The organism is Alloalcanivorax sp. C16-2, from assembly GCF_046507615.1.
In the GTDB taxonomy this organism is placed as follows: domain Bacteria; phylum Pseudomonadota; class Gammaproteobacteria; order Pseudomonadales; family Alcanivoracaceae; genus Alloalcanivorax; species Alloalcanivorax marinus_A.
On sequence record NZ_JBKFTL010000001.1, the window covers coordinates 1,879,567 to 1,894,941 of the forward strand.

Here is a 15,375-nt window from a genome sequence, read left to right on the forward strand (position 1 = left end):
CACGCTAGGCTGTTTTTCGCGGACGATGGCGGGAAAGCGATAGCAGTTCCCCCATGATGCCGCGCCGGAAGGTCAGCACACACAGCACGAACACGATCCCCATGATCATCATCACCGATTCTCCCAGGGTGGAGAACCAGGCGAAGCCGGTCAGGCTGGCCAAACCCGCTCCCAGGGCACCCATCTTGTTTTCCAGGGTAACCAGTGCCAGGGCGCCCACCACGGGGCCGGAAAGGGTGCCCAGCCCGCCCACCAGGGTCATCAGCAATGCGTGGCCGGAGGTCATCCAATGCACGTCGGAAAGCGTCACGAAACCCAGGCTGATCGCCTTGAGCGCGCCGGCCAGGCCGGTCAGCGCGGCGGACAGGGTAAACACGATCAGTTTGTAATGGTTCGGATGGTAACCCAGCGACACCGCCCGGGGTTCATTGTCCTTGATCGCCTGCAGGGCCTGCCCGAATGGCGAGTACACCACGCGGGCGATAAACAAGAAGGCGGCCACCGAGATGACCAGCACCGTGTAGTACATGGTCAGATCGTCGTGCAGGTCAAGCAGTCCGAACAGCCGGCCCCGATCAATGCCCTGCAGCCCGTCCTCGCCCCCGGTCTGTGGTAACTGCACGCACAAAAAGTAGACCATCTGCGCCAACGCCAGGGTGATCATGGTGAAGTAGATACCCGAGCGACGGATTGATATGAAGCCCATCACCATGCCCAACAGCGCGCCGCTGCCCAGGCCGGCGAGCAAGGCCAGCTCCGGGGAAAGCTGCCACATCTTGACCCCGTAGCCAGCCACGTAACCGCCCACCCCAAGAAAAGCCGCGTGGCCCAGGGAGGCCAGACCGGTGTAGCCAAGCAGTAGATGGAAGGCACAGGCAAACAGCGCATAGCACAGTAGCTTTGTGCCCAGCACCGGGTACAGGCCAGCCCACGGCGCCACCACCAAGGCGAACAACAACATCGCGTAACCGCAAGTGCGCAGGGAAGGGAAAGCGCTCATTCGCCACCTCCAAATAATCCGTTCGGGCGCACCATGAGCACCAGCACCATGACCAGGAACATCACCATCGAGGAAGCCTCCGGGTAGTACACCTTGGTCAACGCCTCCACCAGCCCCAGGCCGATGCCGGTAACCACGGTGCCGAGAATCGAGCCCATGCCGCCGATCACCACCACCGCGAATACGATTACGATCAGGGTTTGGCCGGTCAGCGCGGAAACCTGCATTACCGGCGCCGCGAGCACGCCGGCGAAAGCGGCCAACGCCACCCCGAAGCCGAATGTCAGGCTCACCATCATTGGTACGTTGACGCCGAACGCCTCCACCAGGCTGGCGTTCTCAGTGGCGGCGCGCAGGTAGGCGCCAAGCCGGGTCCGTTCAATCATGAACCAGGTAGCGCCACACACCAGCAGGGAAGCGACAATCACCCACAACCGATAATTGGGCAGCATCAGGAAGCCGAGGTTGGTGACGCCGGCGATGGGCGGCGGGCCGTAGGGGCGCCCGGATACCCCATAAGCGGACCGTACCGCTCCTTCGATGATCAGCGTCAGCCCGAGGGTAAGCAGCAGACCGTAGAGATAATCCAGGTGGTACACGCGGCGCAGAAACAACCGCTCCAGCAGGATACCGAACGCGCCGACGATCAACGGCGCCATAACCAGCATCACCCAGTAATTGATGTTGAGATAGTGTAGCCCGGCCCAACTCAGCAGGGCACCGAGCATGAACATGGCACCATGAGTGAAATTGATCACGTGCAACATGCCGAAGATTACCGCCAGCCCCAGGCTAAGCACGGCATAGAAGCAGCCATTCACCAGGCCGATCATCAGTTGCGCCATCAACGCCGTGATGGGCACGCCGAACAGGTCCATAGCGTTACCTTGTTATCGTTATCGGGTCAGACACTGAGCAGACGGGAGACCCGGTCCGCCTGGTCCTTGAGTTGCACCGGCGTCAATGTCTCGATGATGCGCCCGTGCTCCATGAACAGAAGCCGGTCGCACAGCGCGGCGGCGAAATGAAAGTTCTGTTCCACCAGAAGAATGGTGTAGCCACGCGAACGCAGTGCCCGGATCGCCTCACCCAAGGTGTCCACGATCACCGGTGCCAGCCCTTCGGAGATTTCATCGAGCAATAACAGCTTTGCCCCGGTGCGCAGGATGCGTGCCAGCGCCAGCATCTGTTGCTCGCCGCCGGACAGTGCCGTGCCGGGGCTGTGTCGCCGCTCCGCCAGGTTGGGGAAAAGCTGGTAAATTTCGTCCAGAGACAACCCGGGCGAGCCGTTGTCGAACAGCGGCGGCAGTTTCAGGTTTTCCTCGCAGGACAGGCTGGCGAAGATGCCGCGTTCTTCCGGGCAATAGCCGATCCCGTGTCGTGCGATGCGGTAGGTGGGTTGGTCCAGGGTTTCCTCGCCGAACACCCGGATCGAACCCTGGCGGCGGCCGGTGAGCCCGAGAATGGCGCGCAAAGTCGTGGTGCGCCCGGCGCCGTTGCGTCCCAGCAGGGTTACCGCCTCGCCGGGCAGCACCTGGAAGTCCACGCCTTGCAACACCAGGGACTCGCCGTACCAGGCGCGCACATTGTCCAATACCAAAGCCGGTGTGCCGCTCATGCCGCCGCGCCCCCTTGCCGTCCGCCGCCCAGATAGGCACGGGTGACCTCCTCGTTGCGGGACACCTGGTGGTAATCGCCGCTGGCGATCACCCGACCGCGCTGCAATACCGTCAGGGTATCGGCGATGCTCGCCACCACTTTCATGTTGTGCTCCACCATCAGCACGGTACGGCCTGCGGATACCGTCTTGATCAGCGAGGTGACACGCTCCACGTCCTCGTAGCCCATGCCCTGGGTGGGTTCGTCGAGCAGCATCAGCACCGGGTCCATGGCCAGAGTGGTGGCCAGTTCCAGGGCGCGTTTGCGCCCATAGGGCAGGGCGCCGGCGGCTTCGTCAGCCAGCGTCGCCAGGCCCACCTGGTCGAGCAGGGTCAACGCTTCCTCATTGAGCCGGTCGAGCACCCGCGCGCTACGCCAGAAATGAAACGAAACCCCCAGCTTGCGTTGCAGAGCCAGCCGCACGTTGTCGAGCACGCTGAGCCCGCCAAACACCGCCGAAATCTGAAACGAGCGCACCATGCCGCGCCGGGCCACCGCCTTGGCGGGCAGGTTGGATACCGGCTCGCCGTTGAAGTGGATTTCCCCGGCACTGGGTTCGATAAAGCGCGTCAAAAGGTTGAACAGGGTGGTCTTGCCGGCCCCGTTGGGGCCGATCAGTGCATGGATGTGCCCGGATTGCACCGCCAGGTCCACGCCGTCCACCGCGGTGAAGCCCTTGAAGCTTTTGCGTAATCCCCGGGTCTCCAGAACCGGGGCGCTCATGCCCCGCCCCCGGTGACCAGCGAGCAGCGGGACTCGGACAATGGCTGGTAGGCCCGTTCGGCGGGGATGGTTTCCAGCCGGCGGTAGTAATCCCAGGGGCCGCTGGATTGAGCTGGCGTTTTCACCTGGTACAGATACACATCGTGGATCATCTGCCCGTCGGCGCGCACTCGTCCGTTACGCGCGAACATATCGTTGATCTCCCGGCCATGCAGATCGGCGAGCACTGCTTCGGCATTATCGCTGCCAAGGGTCTGCACGCTGGTCAGGTACTGGGTAATCGCCGAGTAGGTGGCGGCATTGAGCATGTTGGGCTTGTTGCCGGTCTTCTCCTGGAAACGGGCGCTCCAGGCTCTCGACGGCTCATCCTGGTCCCAATAGAAGCCCTCCACCAACAACATGCCCTGGGTGGTGGCCAGCCCCAGGGCGTGCACGTCGGTCATGCTCGCCGACAGGCCAACGATCTTCTGCTGCTGGTTGATGCCGAACTCATTGGCCACGCGGATCGCATTGTGCAGGTCGGCGCCGGCGTTGGCGATGCCGATCACCTGGGCACCGGAGCTTTGTGCCTGCAGCATGAAGGACGCGAAGTCCGAGGCGCCCATCGGATGGTGAAGCGAGCCCAGCACCTTACCCCCGGCACCCTCCACCGCCTTGGTGGCGTCGTATTCGATGGCCTTGCCCAGGGCGTAGTCCACCGTCACGAAGTACCAGGTCTTGTAACCCTGGTCGGTGAGGGTGCGCCCCAGGCTGTTGGCCAGGGAGTAGGTGTCCCAGGCGTAGAACACGGTGTTGGGTGAGCACTGCTCATTATTGATCGCCGTCGAGCCGGAGCCGGTGACCATAAGCACCCGGTTCTTGTCCCGCGTCACCTCGGACACTGCCAGGGCCACCGCCGAATTGATCACATCGGTGATCATGTCCACGCCCTGGGTGTCATACCATTCTCGCGCGCGGCTGGCGGCCACGTCGGTTTTGTTCTGATGATCGGCGGTTACCAGCTCCACCTTGAAGTCCGGCTCATGGGCGGCGACGAAGTCATCCACGGCCATACGGGCCGCCGTGACCGCGCCTTCGCCACTGAGATCGGAGAAGATCCCGGACATATCCGACAGAACGCCGATCTTCACCGTGCCATCGGAAATTTCGGCCGCGCTGGCGCCGCTAGACAGCAGGACCAGCCCCAAAAGACCATGAAGAATTGAATTGCGCATGATGCTTCCTCGTTATTGTTGTGATGATGGTGTTAGCCGACGGCGCGCACCGGGGCGCCGACCACTTTGGCGGCCCAGTCGCCAATGGCTTTCAGGGTGGTTTCCGTCTCCGGCAGGAACGGGAATAGTGGGTACACATGCACGGAGTCCCGTACCGGCAGCATGGTTACCTCCATGCCGGCTTCCCGCGCCCGGTCCAGCAGCCGTGTGCTGTCGCTGTACAGGGATTCTCCTTCCACCGCCGACAGGAACAGTGGCGGCAGGTCGCGCAAATCCCCGAACAATGGTGATACCAGAGGGTCGCGTGGCTCATGGGCCTGAAAATAGGACGCCGCCATCAAAGCCAGGGTGTCGCGGTTGGCGGCCGGGTCCTCACCAGCGAATTCCTTGATGCTCGGGCCGGACAGCGTCAGGTCGGTGAACGGGCAGATCGCCACGATCCCCGCCGGCAGCGGATCGCCAGCCATCTTCAACGCCAGCGCCAGGGCCAGCGCCAGGCCGCCACCGGAGGATTCGCCGCTCACGATCAACCGTGACGGCGCCACCCCGGCGCGGACCAACCCGCGGTAGGCATCCATGGCGTCGTCCAGCGCGGCCGGGTAGGGCGCCTCCGGTGCCAGCCGGTAGTCCACCGTCAGGCATTCACCGCCCACCGCCTGGGCCAGCCGTCCCGCGTATTCCAGGGAGCTCCGGGCCGAGCCGAGCATGTAGCCGCCGCCGTGGAAGTGCAGCACCACGGGACCTTCTTCGCTTGCCGCCGTGTTCGCGTCGCGCACCCGGAATGCCGGTACGCCGCCCAGCTCAGCCTCTTCCACCCGGGTGCTTTCCGGCACCGGGAAATGAGTGGTCAGGAAGCGGTCGTAACCCTCGCGCATGCCGTCATGGCCGCGCGCCACATCCTCCGCGGTAAATGCCCCTTTCCAAAGATCGAAGGCGCGCTGGCTCTCCGCCCGTGCCATGCGCTTGGCTTCACGGGTGGCGGACAATCCCAACACCTCGCCGGCCGGGCGCTCGACCTCCTCGAGCACGTTGTACTCCCACACGAACGACCAGGTCGCTTCCGCCATCGGATCAATGTGCTGCATGCCTTTCCAGCGTCCGTTCCGGGCCTTGATCCGTTCCGGGTCGGACTCATGCACCATCTTCACCATCGCCCGCGCGCCGGACTGAACCCGGGTGGTACGCGGGCGGCGCCGCTGCTCGTATTCCCGCAGCCCGGCGAGCGGATCATCACGATGGCGCTCCAGCATGGTGGCCAGCACCCAGGCATCCTCCATGCCCTGGCAGGCGCCCTGCGCCAGGAACGGCACCATCGGATGGGCGGCATCCCCCATCAGGCTTACCCGCCCCTCGGTCCAGCGATCAATCGGGTCGCGGTAGAACATGCCAGTGATAAAGGCGCTGTCGATCTGGTCCATCATCGCTTGGGCGCGCGGTTCCAGGTCCGAGAACGAAGCCCGCAACTCATCGATGTCGCCGCTTTCCGTCCAGGATTCCCGGTGCACCTCTCCGGACGGCACCGAAGCCAGAATGCTGTAAAGCTTGCCGGGCCGGATCCAGTAAGTGATCAGAGTGCGCCCGGGGCCGAACCAGTAGTTACCCCGCTCCGGCAGATCAATGCCTTCCAGCTTCTCGGCGGGAATCAGTGCCCGCCACATCAGGATGTTGGAAAACTGGACGTCGTCGTCGCCAAACAACTGCTGGCGGATCACGGAATGAATGCCGTCGGCGCCGATCAACACATCGCCACGCAGGGTCTCGCCATCTTCCAACCGCACGGTGACGCCGCCTTCGTCTTGCTCGAACCCGGCGCAGCGGCTGCCCAGGCGAAGCCGTTCAGCGGGCAGGGCGTTGGCCAGTATCTCGATGAGATCGGCGCGATGGACGTTGTACAGCGGCGCGCCCCAGCGACGTGTACCCGCGTCACCCAGAGGGGCCACCCAAAGCAGCTTGCCGTTACCGATATCACGCATATCGAACGACCCCGGCACCACCGAGATGTCCGCCACGGCCTTCTCAAGCCCCAGTTCCCGCAGCACCACCGAGCCATTGGCGGCAATCTGAATACCCGCGCCAATCTCGGTGAGGCGGGGTGCCTGCTCGATGATGGTCGCGTCGATGCCCTTGTGGCGCAGGGCGATGGCGGCGGTCAAACCGGCGATGCCGGCACCCACGATCAGGACGTGCATGGTGCGTCTCCCTTGTTGTTGTCCTTATCAATTCGCTACGAACGAATGTTCGTACGTGCCTCGGAAAGTGTTGATCCAACGGTCTGAAAGTGTCAATAGAATTTGTGCGACCGGATAGTCACACAAAAAAAAGCGCCGGTGGGGACCGGCGCTGGGAATCCGAAGTCACAACCCGAGTTCCCCCCAAGGGTGTGATTCGGTGGCTTAGCGGATTTGCACTATTGCAGCCCTGGCAGTGTGACGCCATTCGCAATTTTCATTGTTTTCTGTCCCCTTTTTAAGAAAAAGGAATGAGAGCGAGGGCGAATTTGTTCCACATTATGGGACTCGGGGTTTTTTTAGCCTGTTATCGGGCGTTCTCCCTAGGGCTTGTTCTCAGCTCATGCCAACCCGGGTTACCGGTCCAGAATCCGCTCCCCGCGCCAATCGGCAAAAACCACCCCGAAACGGCGAAAAGCCCGCCTTTAAAACCGCCGAATAGAGAAAAAAGCATTAGATTAAAATAAGAGTTTAAGCCGACTTGCGCCTCCCCTGAATGGGGGCTGCCAAAAGGTCAACGTCTGTGTTTTCATGCACTTAGCGGCCCGACGGTTATCATGGTGTTAGCATCGGATAGTACCCATATGTGATATTGATCACATAAACAAAGTGCACTAGCATCGAGGCATCTTTTACGGGGGGCCGTAAAACAATGTTTACACATTTGAACGTGTATACGGGAGAATTCGCGAACCGTTCGCGTTATTCTTTCACGGTCACTTCACGGTCATGAATCATCGCCAAGATGGCGTCCTGCCATCGTTTCCGGCATGGCTCGTGAACGGCATAAAGGAACCGCCTGGTGAGACACCCGGGCAGCCACCCAACTATGGAAGTAGGGTATGAATGACTCAGCCTGGTACGTGGTGCAGTGCCGCGCCAACCAGAATTTCCGCGCCCAGGAAAACCTGGAAAACCAAGGCTTCACCTGCTTCCAGCCCCGGCTCCGGGTGGAAAAACTCCACGCCGGCCGCCGCACCCACCGCACCGAACCCCTGTTTCCCGGTTATCTGTTCATCCGCTTCGAGGAATACGGCCCCAGCTGGCACACCGTGCGCTCCACGCGCGGCGTCAACAAGCTGGTGGCGTTCGGCGAGCGGCCGGCGCGGGTGCCCGGCAAGGTGGTGGATGCATTAATGCAAAACAGCCGGGCCCGGGAGCAGGGCAGCGACGCCGAGCCGGCGATCCGTCCCGGCGACCGGTTGCGCATCGAGCGCGGCCCCTTCGCCAATCTGGAAGCCACCTTCCACGGTTACAAAGGCGAAGAGAGAGCCATCGTTCTGCTGGACATGCTGCACAAGCAGCACCGGCTCAACCTGGCCCTCAAGGACGTGCGGCCCCTGGCGGCGCACGTCTGACAACCGGCGCGGCCGCTGCCGCGCCCACGGATGGATCACCGTTCTCGGGGAACAGACGGCAAACCCCGTGGCGGTAGCGTGCCCGAACGGCGGGGGGCTGCTATGCTCTCGCGCCAGAGTCATATTGGGGAACGAAAGGAATGCGCATTACCGTATTCGGCACCGGCTACGTGGGCCTGGTGACCGGAACCTGCCTGGCGGACGCCGGCCACGACGTACTCTGTGTGGACGTGGACCCGGCCAAGGTGGAAGCCCTCAAGCAGGGCCAGGTGCCCATCCATGAGCCCGGCCTGGCGCCCATGGTGGCCCGCAACCTCCGCGAAGGCCGCCTGAACTTCACCACCGATGCCGAAGCCGGCGTCGCTTTCGGTGGCCTGCAGTTCATCGCCGTGGGCACGCCTCCGGACGAGGACGGCTCCGCGGATCTGCGCTATGTGCTTACCGTGGCCGCCACCATCGGCCGTCACCTGGACGGCTACAAACTGGTGATCAACAAGTCCACCGTGCCCGTGGGTACCGTGGACAAGGTGCGCGCGACCATCGCCGCCGAGCTTGAGCAACGGGGCCGGGACACCGAATTCGACGTCTGCTCCAACCCGGAATTCCTCAAGGAAGGCGCCGCCATCGAGGACTTCACCCGGGGCGCGCGCATCGTGGTGGGCACCGACTCACCCCGGGTCCGCGAACTGATGCGCGAATGCTACGGCCCCTATAACTGGAATCACGACAAGCTGATCTTCATGGACCCGCGCTCCGCGGAGCTCACCAAATACGCCGCCAACGCCATGCTGGCCACCAAGATCAGCTTCATGAACGAAATGGCCAACCTGGCCGAACGGCTCGACGCCGACATCGAACACGTGCGCCTGGGCATCGGCTCCGACCCGCGCATCGGTTACCACTTTATCTATCCGGGCTGTGGCTACGGCGGCTCCTGCTTCCCCAAGGATGTACAGGCCCTGGCCCGCACCGCCCGGGACGTGGGCTACGACGCCCACATCCTGGCCGCCGTGGACGCCGTCAACCAGCGCCAGAAAACGACCCTCTACGACAAGCTGGCCGCCGCTTTCGACGGCGACCTGGCCGGTCGCACAGTGGCCGTATGGGGCCTGGCCTTCAAGCCCAACACCGACGACATGCGCGAAGCCCCCAGCCGGGTGCTCATGGAAGCGGTATGGGCCGCCGGTGGTAAGGTACGCGCCTACGACCCGGAAGCCGGCCGCGAATGCCGCCGCCTTTATGGCGACCGCGACGACCTGGAGATCGTGGCGCACCGCCATGATGCCCTCGACGGCGCCGACGCCCTGGTGATCTGCACCGAATGGAAGGAATTCCGGGTGGCGGATTTCGCCACCATCAAGAAATTGCTTATCACGCCGATACTGGTGGACGGGCGCAACCTGTACGAGCCCAAGGCGGCCCGCGAGGCCGGTCTGCTCTATTACGCCATCGGCCGTGGCGAGCGCCCGGGCGCGGCACTGTGTCGCAATTCGGTAACCGGCGTGTAAAATGCGTCGTTTTGCAGTACCCGAACCGCTAAATTGAACACGCCGCCGTCCCCGGCCGCGAACGCACAAAACGCAAAAAAGGAACAGACAGCGCAGTGCCTACACCCCCCAAGACACTGAAGCACCTGGCCCTGGTCACCCTGTTGAGCCTGGCCGCCGTTCTGTCACTGGCAGCCAAGGCCACCGCCGCCCCCTGGGTGGAAACCGGCGACCTGCGCGCCCGCCACCACATCGAGGCGCTCTCCGCCCTGGGCTGCTTCGAAGGGCTCACGCTCACCTGGCCGGTGAACTGGTCCGCCGTGGCCCGTGGCCTCAACGGCGCCAGCGAAGCCTGCCAGGCCAGCGACCACGCCGCCTGGCTGCGCGCCCGGCTGGACCGCGCCAAAAACCAGGGCCGCACCGCCACGGTGAGCCTGGGCGGCGCCAACGACGAGCCCCTGTTCCGCCACTACGGCGAGCAGCCCCGTGGCGAGGCCGAGGCCTCGGCGGCGGTGACCGTCACCGGGCGGCGCTTCGCCGCCCGCGTGCGCGCCCAATACGTGGACAACGACCGCGAAGACCGGGAAGCCCGCCTGGACGGCAGCTACGTGGCCGGTCGCTTCGGCAACTGGCAGCTCGGCGCCGGCGCCATCGACCGCTGGTGGGGCCCCGGCTGGCAAAGCTCCCTGGCCTGGTCCAACAACGCCCGCCCGGTGGGCGGCGTCTGGTTCGCCCGGCAAACCCCCTACGCGTCGGAGTCCCGCTGGCTGTCCTGGATCGGCCCCTGGGATCTGCAAGGCTTCATTGGCCAGTTGGAACAGGACCGCGCCGTCCCCGACACCAAGCTGGTGGGCGGTCGCTTTACCTTCCGCCCGGCGGGCTTCCTGCAGATCGGCCTGACCCGGCTGTTCCAGTGGGGCGGCGAGGGCCGCCCGGAAAGCTGGGACTCCTTTGGCGATGCCCTGGCCGGTAAGGACAATGGCCAGACCTCCGGCTTCGCCGATGGCCAGGACCCCAGCAACCAGGTGGCCGGCCTGGACTTCCGCGCCAGTTTTCCGGTGTTCGGCGTGCCCACCGGCCTGTATGGTCAGGCCATGGGCGAGGACGAAGCCGGCGGCCTGCCGTCCAAGTTCTCCACCCAACTCGGCGTGGACGTGCTCACCGGCCTGGGGGAGGGCAGCCAGCGCTTCTTCCTGGAAGGCAGCGACACCGTGGCCGGCCGCACCTTCAGCGACGCCCGCTACAACACCGCCTATGAACACGGCACCTACAAAAGCGGCTTCCGCTATTACGGCCGCAACCTGGCCACCACCTACGAAGGCGACGCCCGCACCCTGACCCTGGGCGGCCAGCAGTTTTTCCGCAACGGGGTGGTGATGACCGCCTCCGTCACCGCCGCCACCCTCAACGCCAAGGGCGGCAAGCGAGCGGAAATCGCCGACGGCGGCGCCGAGATCCTGCAGGCCAGCGACGAACAGGACGTGGTGGTCACCGAGCTGCGCCTGGAACACGGTTTGCTGGGTGGCCGCATGAGCTGGTCCGTGGCCGCCTCCGACGACACCATCGACACCTTCGACGGTGAACGAGAACAAGTGACCGCCATGGCGCGGTGGCAACGCACCTTCGCCTGGTAACCAACAGAGTCAGTTCCCGATCTATGAAAACAATCAGATTGCCCATTGCCCTCGCCGGGCTCATTGCCCTCAGCGGCTGCGCCTTCGCCCCGGGGCCGCACTATTCCAACTCCCCGGGCTGGTTCAGCGAGGATGAAGGCGCCGACGCGGCGGCCCTGCCCGACGTGGTGGAAGTGCACCAGATCAGCACCGCGGTGCTCACCAACCCGGCGCAACAGTCCCGCCAGGCGCCGGACCCCACGCTGATGCAGGAGCCGGACAAGTACGATTACGAAGTGGGCCCTGGCGACGTACTGCAGATCACCATCTGGGACCATCCGGAGCTGACGATCCCCGCCGGCTCCATGCGCAGCGCCCAGGAAGCCGGCAACTGGGTGCACAACGATGGCACCATCTTTTACCCCTATGTGGGCAAGATCCAGGTGGCCGGCATGCGCGTCACCGAGATCCGCGATGTAATCGCCGACCGCATCGCCGAATACATCGAGAACCCCCAGGTGGATGTCTCCGTGGCCGCCTTCCGCAGCCAACGCCTGTACGTCACCGGCGCGGTTACCCAGCCGGGTGCCTTCCCGGTGACCAATGTGCCCACCCGCCTGCTGGACGCGGTGAACGCCGCCGGCGGCCTCAGTGAGCAGGCCAACTGGAGCAACGTCACCCTGAGCCGGGACGGCAAGGAATACACCCTGAGCCTGCGCGCCATCTACGAAAGCGGCGACAAGAGCCAGAACGTGCTGCTCAAGCCCGGCGACGTGGTGCACGTGGCCCGCAACGACGACAACAAGGTGTTCGTGCTGGGCGAGGTGATGGAACCCCAGCCCATCCCCATGACGCGCACCGGCCTGAGCCTGGCCGAGGCGCTCTCCGCCAGCGGCGGCTTCATGAAGCAAACCGCCGACGCCTCCGGCATCTTCGTGATGCGCCGGGCGCCGGAGGGCAGCGGGCATCTGATCGATGTCTATCAGCTCAATGCCGAAAACGCGACCGCGTTGGTGCTGGCGGACAATTTCCCGCTGCGGCAGCGGGACATCGTCTATGTGACGGCGGCACCGGTCGCCCGCTGGAACCGGGTGATCCAAAACATCCTCCCGACCGTACAAACCATCTACTATGGCGCCCTGGCGGAGGATCGGCTTTCGGACCCGGACCGCTAATGTTTGAAAGAATCCTGGTGGTCTGCGACGGCAACATCTGCCGCAGCCCCACCGTGGCGGCCATGCTCCAGACGGCCCGGCCGGAAAAAACCGTGGAATCCGCCGGCCTGGTGGGCCTGGAAGGCCATGACATGGACGCCACCGCCCGCGAGGTAGCCCAGGCCAACGGCCTGACGTGCCCACCCCACAAGGCGCGTAAGCTGGAGAGCCTGCACTGCCGCGAAGCGGAGTTGATCCTGGTGATGGAGGCCCGGCAACGGGACCGCATCATCCAGCGGTTCCCGGAAGCCAGCGGTAAAACCTTCCTGCTCAGCCATTGGAACGGCGGGCAGGACATTCCCGACCCCTACCGACGGGGCAGGGAAGTGTTCGAGCGGATTTATCCGATGATGAGCCAGGCCGTGGAAGGCTGGCTGCGGAAAGTATAATGATGAGGAAAAGCAGGGTATGAGTGACCAGCAAGGCACTAATAAGCGGCTCAATGTAATGGATGACGAGATTGATCTGCAGCGTCTTTTCGCTCTGTTGGTGGACCATGTCTGGCTCATTCTGGGCACGACTCTGCTGTCTCTAGCTTTAGGACTTGTTTACGCCTATATCGCTACCCCTATTTATAAAGCCGATGCTCTGCTTCAGGTTGAGAAGAAACAGGCCGGCATGCCGGGTTTCGAAGAACTCAGCGAGATGTTTGCCGAAGAATCTTCTTCACAAGCTGAAATTCAGATTATCCGATCACGTCTGGTTCTTGGCCAAGTGGTGGATCAGTTCAACATGGCTATTGAGGTTATGCCGGACCGGTTGCCTCTGGTTGGCCGGTTCGGCGCGCCAGAGCCGACGCCAGAATTTGTCACAAGGCCGTTGTTCGCCGGGTACAGAGATAGCGAAACGTTTGTAACGGTAGATAGTTTTACCGTCCCGGAAAAATGGTTAGGTGAGCCGTTTACTCTAAAACCGTCAGAAAACGGCGAAGCCGCTCTCTATCATGAAGGCGACCTCGTTGCACGCGGAGCAGCCGAACAACCACTAGTAAGCGATGACGGTCGAGTTCGGCTTGTGCTTGGAAAGTGGCAACCTGGCAAGGAAGCTCTTACAGTGGTTCGCCAGAATCGCCTTACTGCAATCAACAACCTGCGTGCTCGCTTAAACGTGGCCGAACAAGGGCGGGATACGGGGATTATCAACCTTAGCCTGACAGGTCCGAACCCAGAGCGGATTCGCAAGATTCTGGATGCCGTGGCCCAGACTTACCAGACGCAGAACATCCAGCGCAACGCTGCCGAGGCGGAGAAAAGCCTGGAATTCCTGGACGAGCAGCTACCAGAAATCAAAGCGAAGCTAACATCCGCGGAAGAGCAGCTTAATAAATATCGCCTGAAAAGCGAGTCCGTGGACTTGAGTCTGGAAACCCAGTCCGTCCTCGAGCGACTGGTCGGCATTGAAGCCAAACTGAACGAATTGAAGATCAAAGAGAGCGAGATCTCCGCTCGCTTTACCCAATCCCACCCGGCTTATCGCACGTTGCTCCAGCAACGGCAATCGTTGCTGCAGGAAAAGAAACAAATCGAATCGCAGATCAAGAACCTGCCGGAAACCCAGCAGGAAGTGCTGCGCATGATGCGTGATGTGGAGGTCAATCAGCAGATTTATGTGGGCCTGCTCAATAAAGTCCAAGAACTACGTATTATGAAGGCCAGCACAGTGGGTAATGTCCGAATCATTGATGATGCTCTTGTAGAGCCAGACCCGGTAAAACCCAAAACCGGGCTTCTTGCCGCACTTTCGGCGCTACTCGGGTTGATGGGGGCTATAGGCTACATACTTCTACATGCGGCATTGCATCGTGGAATTCAAAGCCCGGATCAACTTGAGGAGCAGGGCATCCCGGTATACGCGGCGATCCCACTCTCAGAGCATCAGCAGAAGCTTGATCGTTTGGTGGCTCTGATGCGTCGTCGGCGGCGCGGACGGCATGAGGCGATACCACTCCTGGCGCTGGATGACCCGGCGGACCTTGCCGTGGAAGCACTGCGCAGCCTGCGCACCAGCCTCCACTTCGCCATGTTGGAAGCGGAAAACAAGATTATGATGATCTCCGGCCCCAGTCCGCAGGTGGGCAAGTCCTTTGTCAGTGCGAACCTGGCAGCTGTGCTGGCGCAGGTGGGGCAGAAAGTCATCGTGGTGGATGCGGACATGCGTAAGGGCCACTTACACCGCTACTTTGATAACCAGAACGATCAGGGCCTTTCCGACTGGTTGGCTGGGCAGGCCGATGAAAAGCAGATCATCCATAATACCAAGGTGGAGAATTTACACTTCATTCCGCGAGGGCAGGTGCCGCCCAACCCTGCGGAACTGCTTATGCATCCGCGTTTCAAAGAGCTTATGGAGCATCTTTCCGGTCAATATGACTTGGTGCTGGTGGATACTCCGCCAATTTTGGCGGTTACTGACGCCGCTATTATTGGGCAACTTGCCGGTACCAGCCTGATCGTGACCCGCTTCGGCCAGAATTCCGTTAAGGAAGTTGACGTAACTTTCAATCGCTTCGAGCAGAACAAGGTCGAAATTAAAGGTGCGATCCTCAACTGCATTGAGCGACGGGCGAGCAATGAATATGGTTACTATGCCTACCATTATGGAGCCGAAAAGAACTGAGGCTACGCCTATCAGGTAATTAGGTGGCCATGTAGCGACCCGGCTTCATGGCCCATGTTCTATAAAGCGCTTCTTGCTCTTCTGCTAGATGTATCGCCCCGCCTATTTTCTTGGCGACCACGCACACTCACCCGGTTATCCCCACCTCGGTAAAGACTATAGTCTGGGCCAGCTATCAAAAAAGTCAGGACTCAGGTTGCTTCCGGTTAATGAAGATGCTTTTGATAGAAGCCGATTTTTCACTAATGATTAGCTATTTATAA

At 62.2% G+C, this 15,375-nt stretch carries 12 protein-coding genes; 6 read left to right on the top strand and 6 right to left on the bottom strand.

The window, feature by feature from the left end; all coding sequences use genetic code 11:
• Window positions 1-4: 4 nt before the first annotated feature.
• Genes ACLD02_RS08695 through ACLD02_RS08720 form a run of 6 tightly spaced genes read right to left on the bottom strand, consistent with a single transcriptional unit; the run spans window position 5 to window position 6,785 of the window.
• Window positions 5-1,000, bottom strand: coding sequence for a branched-chain amino acid ABC transporter permease (locus tag ACLD02_RS08695; protein ID WP_410298467.1), 996 nt, complete (start codon window positions 998-1,000; stop codon window positions 5-7).
• On the bottom strand, window positions 997-1,878 hold the full coding sequence (locus tag ACLD02_RS08700) for a branched-chain amino acid ABC transporter permease (protein ID WP_410298468.1): 882 nt from the start codon (window positions 1,876-1,878) through the stop codon (window positions 997-999). Before ACLD02_RS08700 ends, ACLD02_RS08695 begins: the two co-directional genes overlap by 4 nt.
• Window positions 1,879-1,904: 26 nt before the next feature.
• Complete coding sequence (locus ACLD02_RS08705; RefSeq protein ID WP_410298469.1) at window positions 1,905-2,618, bottom strand: ABC transporter ATP-binding protein; 714 nt, start codon at window positions 2,616-2,618, stop codon at window positions 1,905-1,907.
• Complete coding sequence (locus tag ACLD02_RS08710; protein ID WP_203100867.1) at window positions 2,615-3,382, bottom strand: ABC transporter ATP-binding protein; 768 nt, start codon at window positions 3,380-3,382, stop codon at window positions 2,615-2,617. Before ACLD02_RS08710 ends, ACLD02_RS08705 begins: the two co-directional genes overlap by 4 nt.
• Window positions 3,379-4,596, bottom strand: coding sequence for an ABC transporter substrate-binding protein (locus ACLD02_RS08715; RefSeq protein ID WP_203100870.1), 1,218 nt, complete (start codon window positions 4,594-4,596; stop codon window positions 3,379-3,381). The genes ACLD02_RS08710 and ACLD02_RS08715 overlap by 4 nt, the downstream gene beginning before the upstream one ends.
• A gap of 32 nt (window positions 4,597-4,628) precedes the next feature.
• Window positions 4,629-6,785 carry an alpha/beta hydrolase fold domain-containing protein gene (locus tag ACLD02_RS08720; RefSeq protein ID WP_410298470.1) on the bottom strand — a complete coding sequence of 719 codons (2,157 nt, stop codon included), beginning with the start codon at window positions 6,783-6,785 and terminating at the stop codon, window positions 4,629-4,631.
• Window positions 6,786-7,666: 881 nt separating this feature from the next.
• Here ACLD02_RS08720 and rfaH point away from each other — a divergent pair.
• From rfaH to ACLD02_RS08750, 6 genes are all read left to right on the top strand, one after another.
• The gene (gene rfaH / locus ACLD02_RS08725; RefSeq protein WP_410298471.1) at window positions 7,667-8,182 is read left to right on the top strand and encodes a transcription/translation regulatory transformer protein RfaH; all 516 of its coding nucleotides are present in this window, start codon (window positions 7,667-7,669) and stop codon (window positions 8,180-8,182) included.
• 140 nt (window positions 8,183-8,322) lie between these two features.
• The gene (locus ACLD02_RS08730) at window positions 8,323-9,690 is read left to right on the top strand and encodes a UDP-glucose dehydrogenase family protein (protein ID WP_203100876.1); all 1,368 of its coding nucleotides are present in this window, start codon (window positions 8,323-8,325) and stop codon (window positions 9,688-9,690) included.
• A 95-nt stretch (window positions 9,691-9,785) separates the two neighbouring features.
• The gene (locus ACLD02_RS08735; protein ID WP_410298472.1) at window positions 9,786-11,303 is read left to right on the top strand and encodes a capsule assembly Wzi family protein; all 1,518 of its coding nucleotides are present in this window, start codon (window positions 9,786-9,788) and stop codon (window positions 11,301-11,303) included.
• A gap of 23 nt (window positions 11,304-11,326) precedes the next feature.
• On the top strand, window positions 11,327-12,457 hold the full coding sequence (locus tag ACLD02_RS08740; protein ID WP_410298473.1) for a polysaccharide export protein: 1,131 nt from the start codon (window positions 11,327-11,329) through the stop codon (window positions 12,455-12,457).
• Window positions 12,457-12,885: a low molecular weight protein-tyrosine-phosphatase gene (locus tag ACLD02_RS08745; RefSeq protein WP_410298474.1), complete on the top strand. Its 429-nt coding sequence runs from the start codon at window positions 12,457-12,459 to the stop codon at window positions 12,883-12,885. Before ACLD02_RS08740 ends, ACLD02_RS08745 begins: the two co-directional genes overlap by 1 nt.
• A 19-nt stretch (window positions 12,886-12,904) precedes the next feature.
• Window positions 12,905-15,112: a polysaccharide biosynthesis tyrosine autokinase gene (locus ACLD02_RS08750; RefSeq protein ID WP_410298475.1), complete on the top strand. Its 2,208-nt coding sequence runs from the start codon at window positions 12,905-12,907 to the stop codon at window positions 15,110-15,112.
• Window positions 15,113-15,375: the final 263 nt, after the last annotated feature.

What these genes read in the sequence shown, in the direction of transcription:
- ACLD02_RS08695 (WP_410298467.1), bottom strand. Translation starts at nt 1,000, where the DNA reads ATGAGCGCTTTCCCTTCCCTGCGCACTTGCGGTTACGCGATGTTGTTG.
- ACLD02_RS08720 (WP_410298470.1), bottom strand. Translation starts at nt 6,785, where the DNA reads ATGCACGTCCTGATCGTGGGTGCCGGCATCGCCGGTTTGACCGCCGCC.
- ACLD02_RS08750 (WP_410298475.1), top strand. Translation starts at nt 12,905, where the DNA reads ATGAGTGACCAGCAAGGCACTAATAAGCGGCTCAATGTAATGGATGAC.
- ACLD02_RS08715 (WP_203100870.1), bottom strand. Translation starts at nt 4,596, where the DNA reads ATGCGCAATTCAATTCTTCATGGTCTTTTGGGGCTGGTCCTGCTGTCT.
- ACLD02_RS08730 (WP_203100876.1), top strand. Translation starts at nt 8,323, where the DNA reads ATGCGCATTACCGTATTCGGCACCGGCTACGTGGGCCTGGTGACCGGA.
- ACLD02_RS08710 (WP_203100867.1), bottom strand. Translation starts at nt 3,382, where the DNA reads ATGAGCGCCCCGGTTCTGGAGACCCGGGGATTACGCAAAAGCTTCAAG.
- rfaH (WP_410298471.1), top strand. Translation starts at nt 7,667, where the DNA reads ATGAATGACTCAGCCTGGTACGTGGTGCAGTGCCGCGCCAACCAGAAT.
- ACLD02_RS08745 (WP_410298474.1), top strand. Translation starts at nt 12,457, where the DNA reads ATGTTTGAAAGAATCCTGGTGGTCTGCGACGGCAACATCTGCCGCAGC.
- ACLD02_RS08700 (WP_410298468.1), bottom strand. Translation starts at nt 1,878, where the DNA reads ATGGACCTGTTCGGCGTGCCCATCACGGCGTTGATGGCGCAACTGATG.
- ACLD02_RS08740 (WP_410298473.1), top strand. Translation starts at nt 11,327, where the DNA reads ATGAAAACAATCAGATTGCCCATTGCCCTCGCCGGGCTCATTGCCCTC.
- ACLD02_RS08705 (WP_410298469.1), bottom strand. Translation starts at nt 2,618, where the DNA reads ATGAGCGGCACACCGGCTTTGGTATTGGACAATGTGCGCGCCTGGTAC.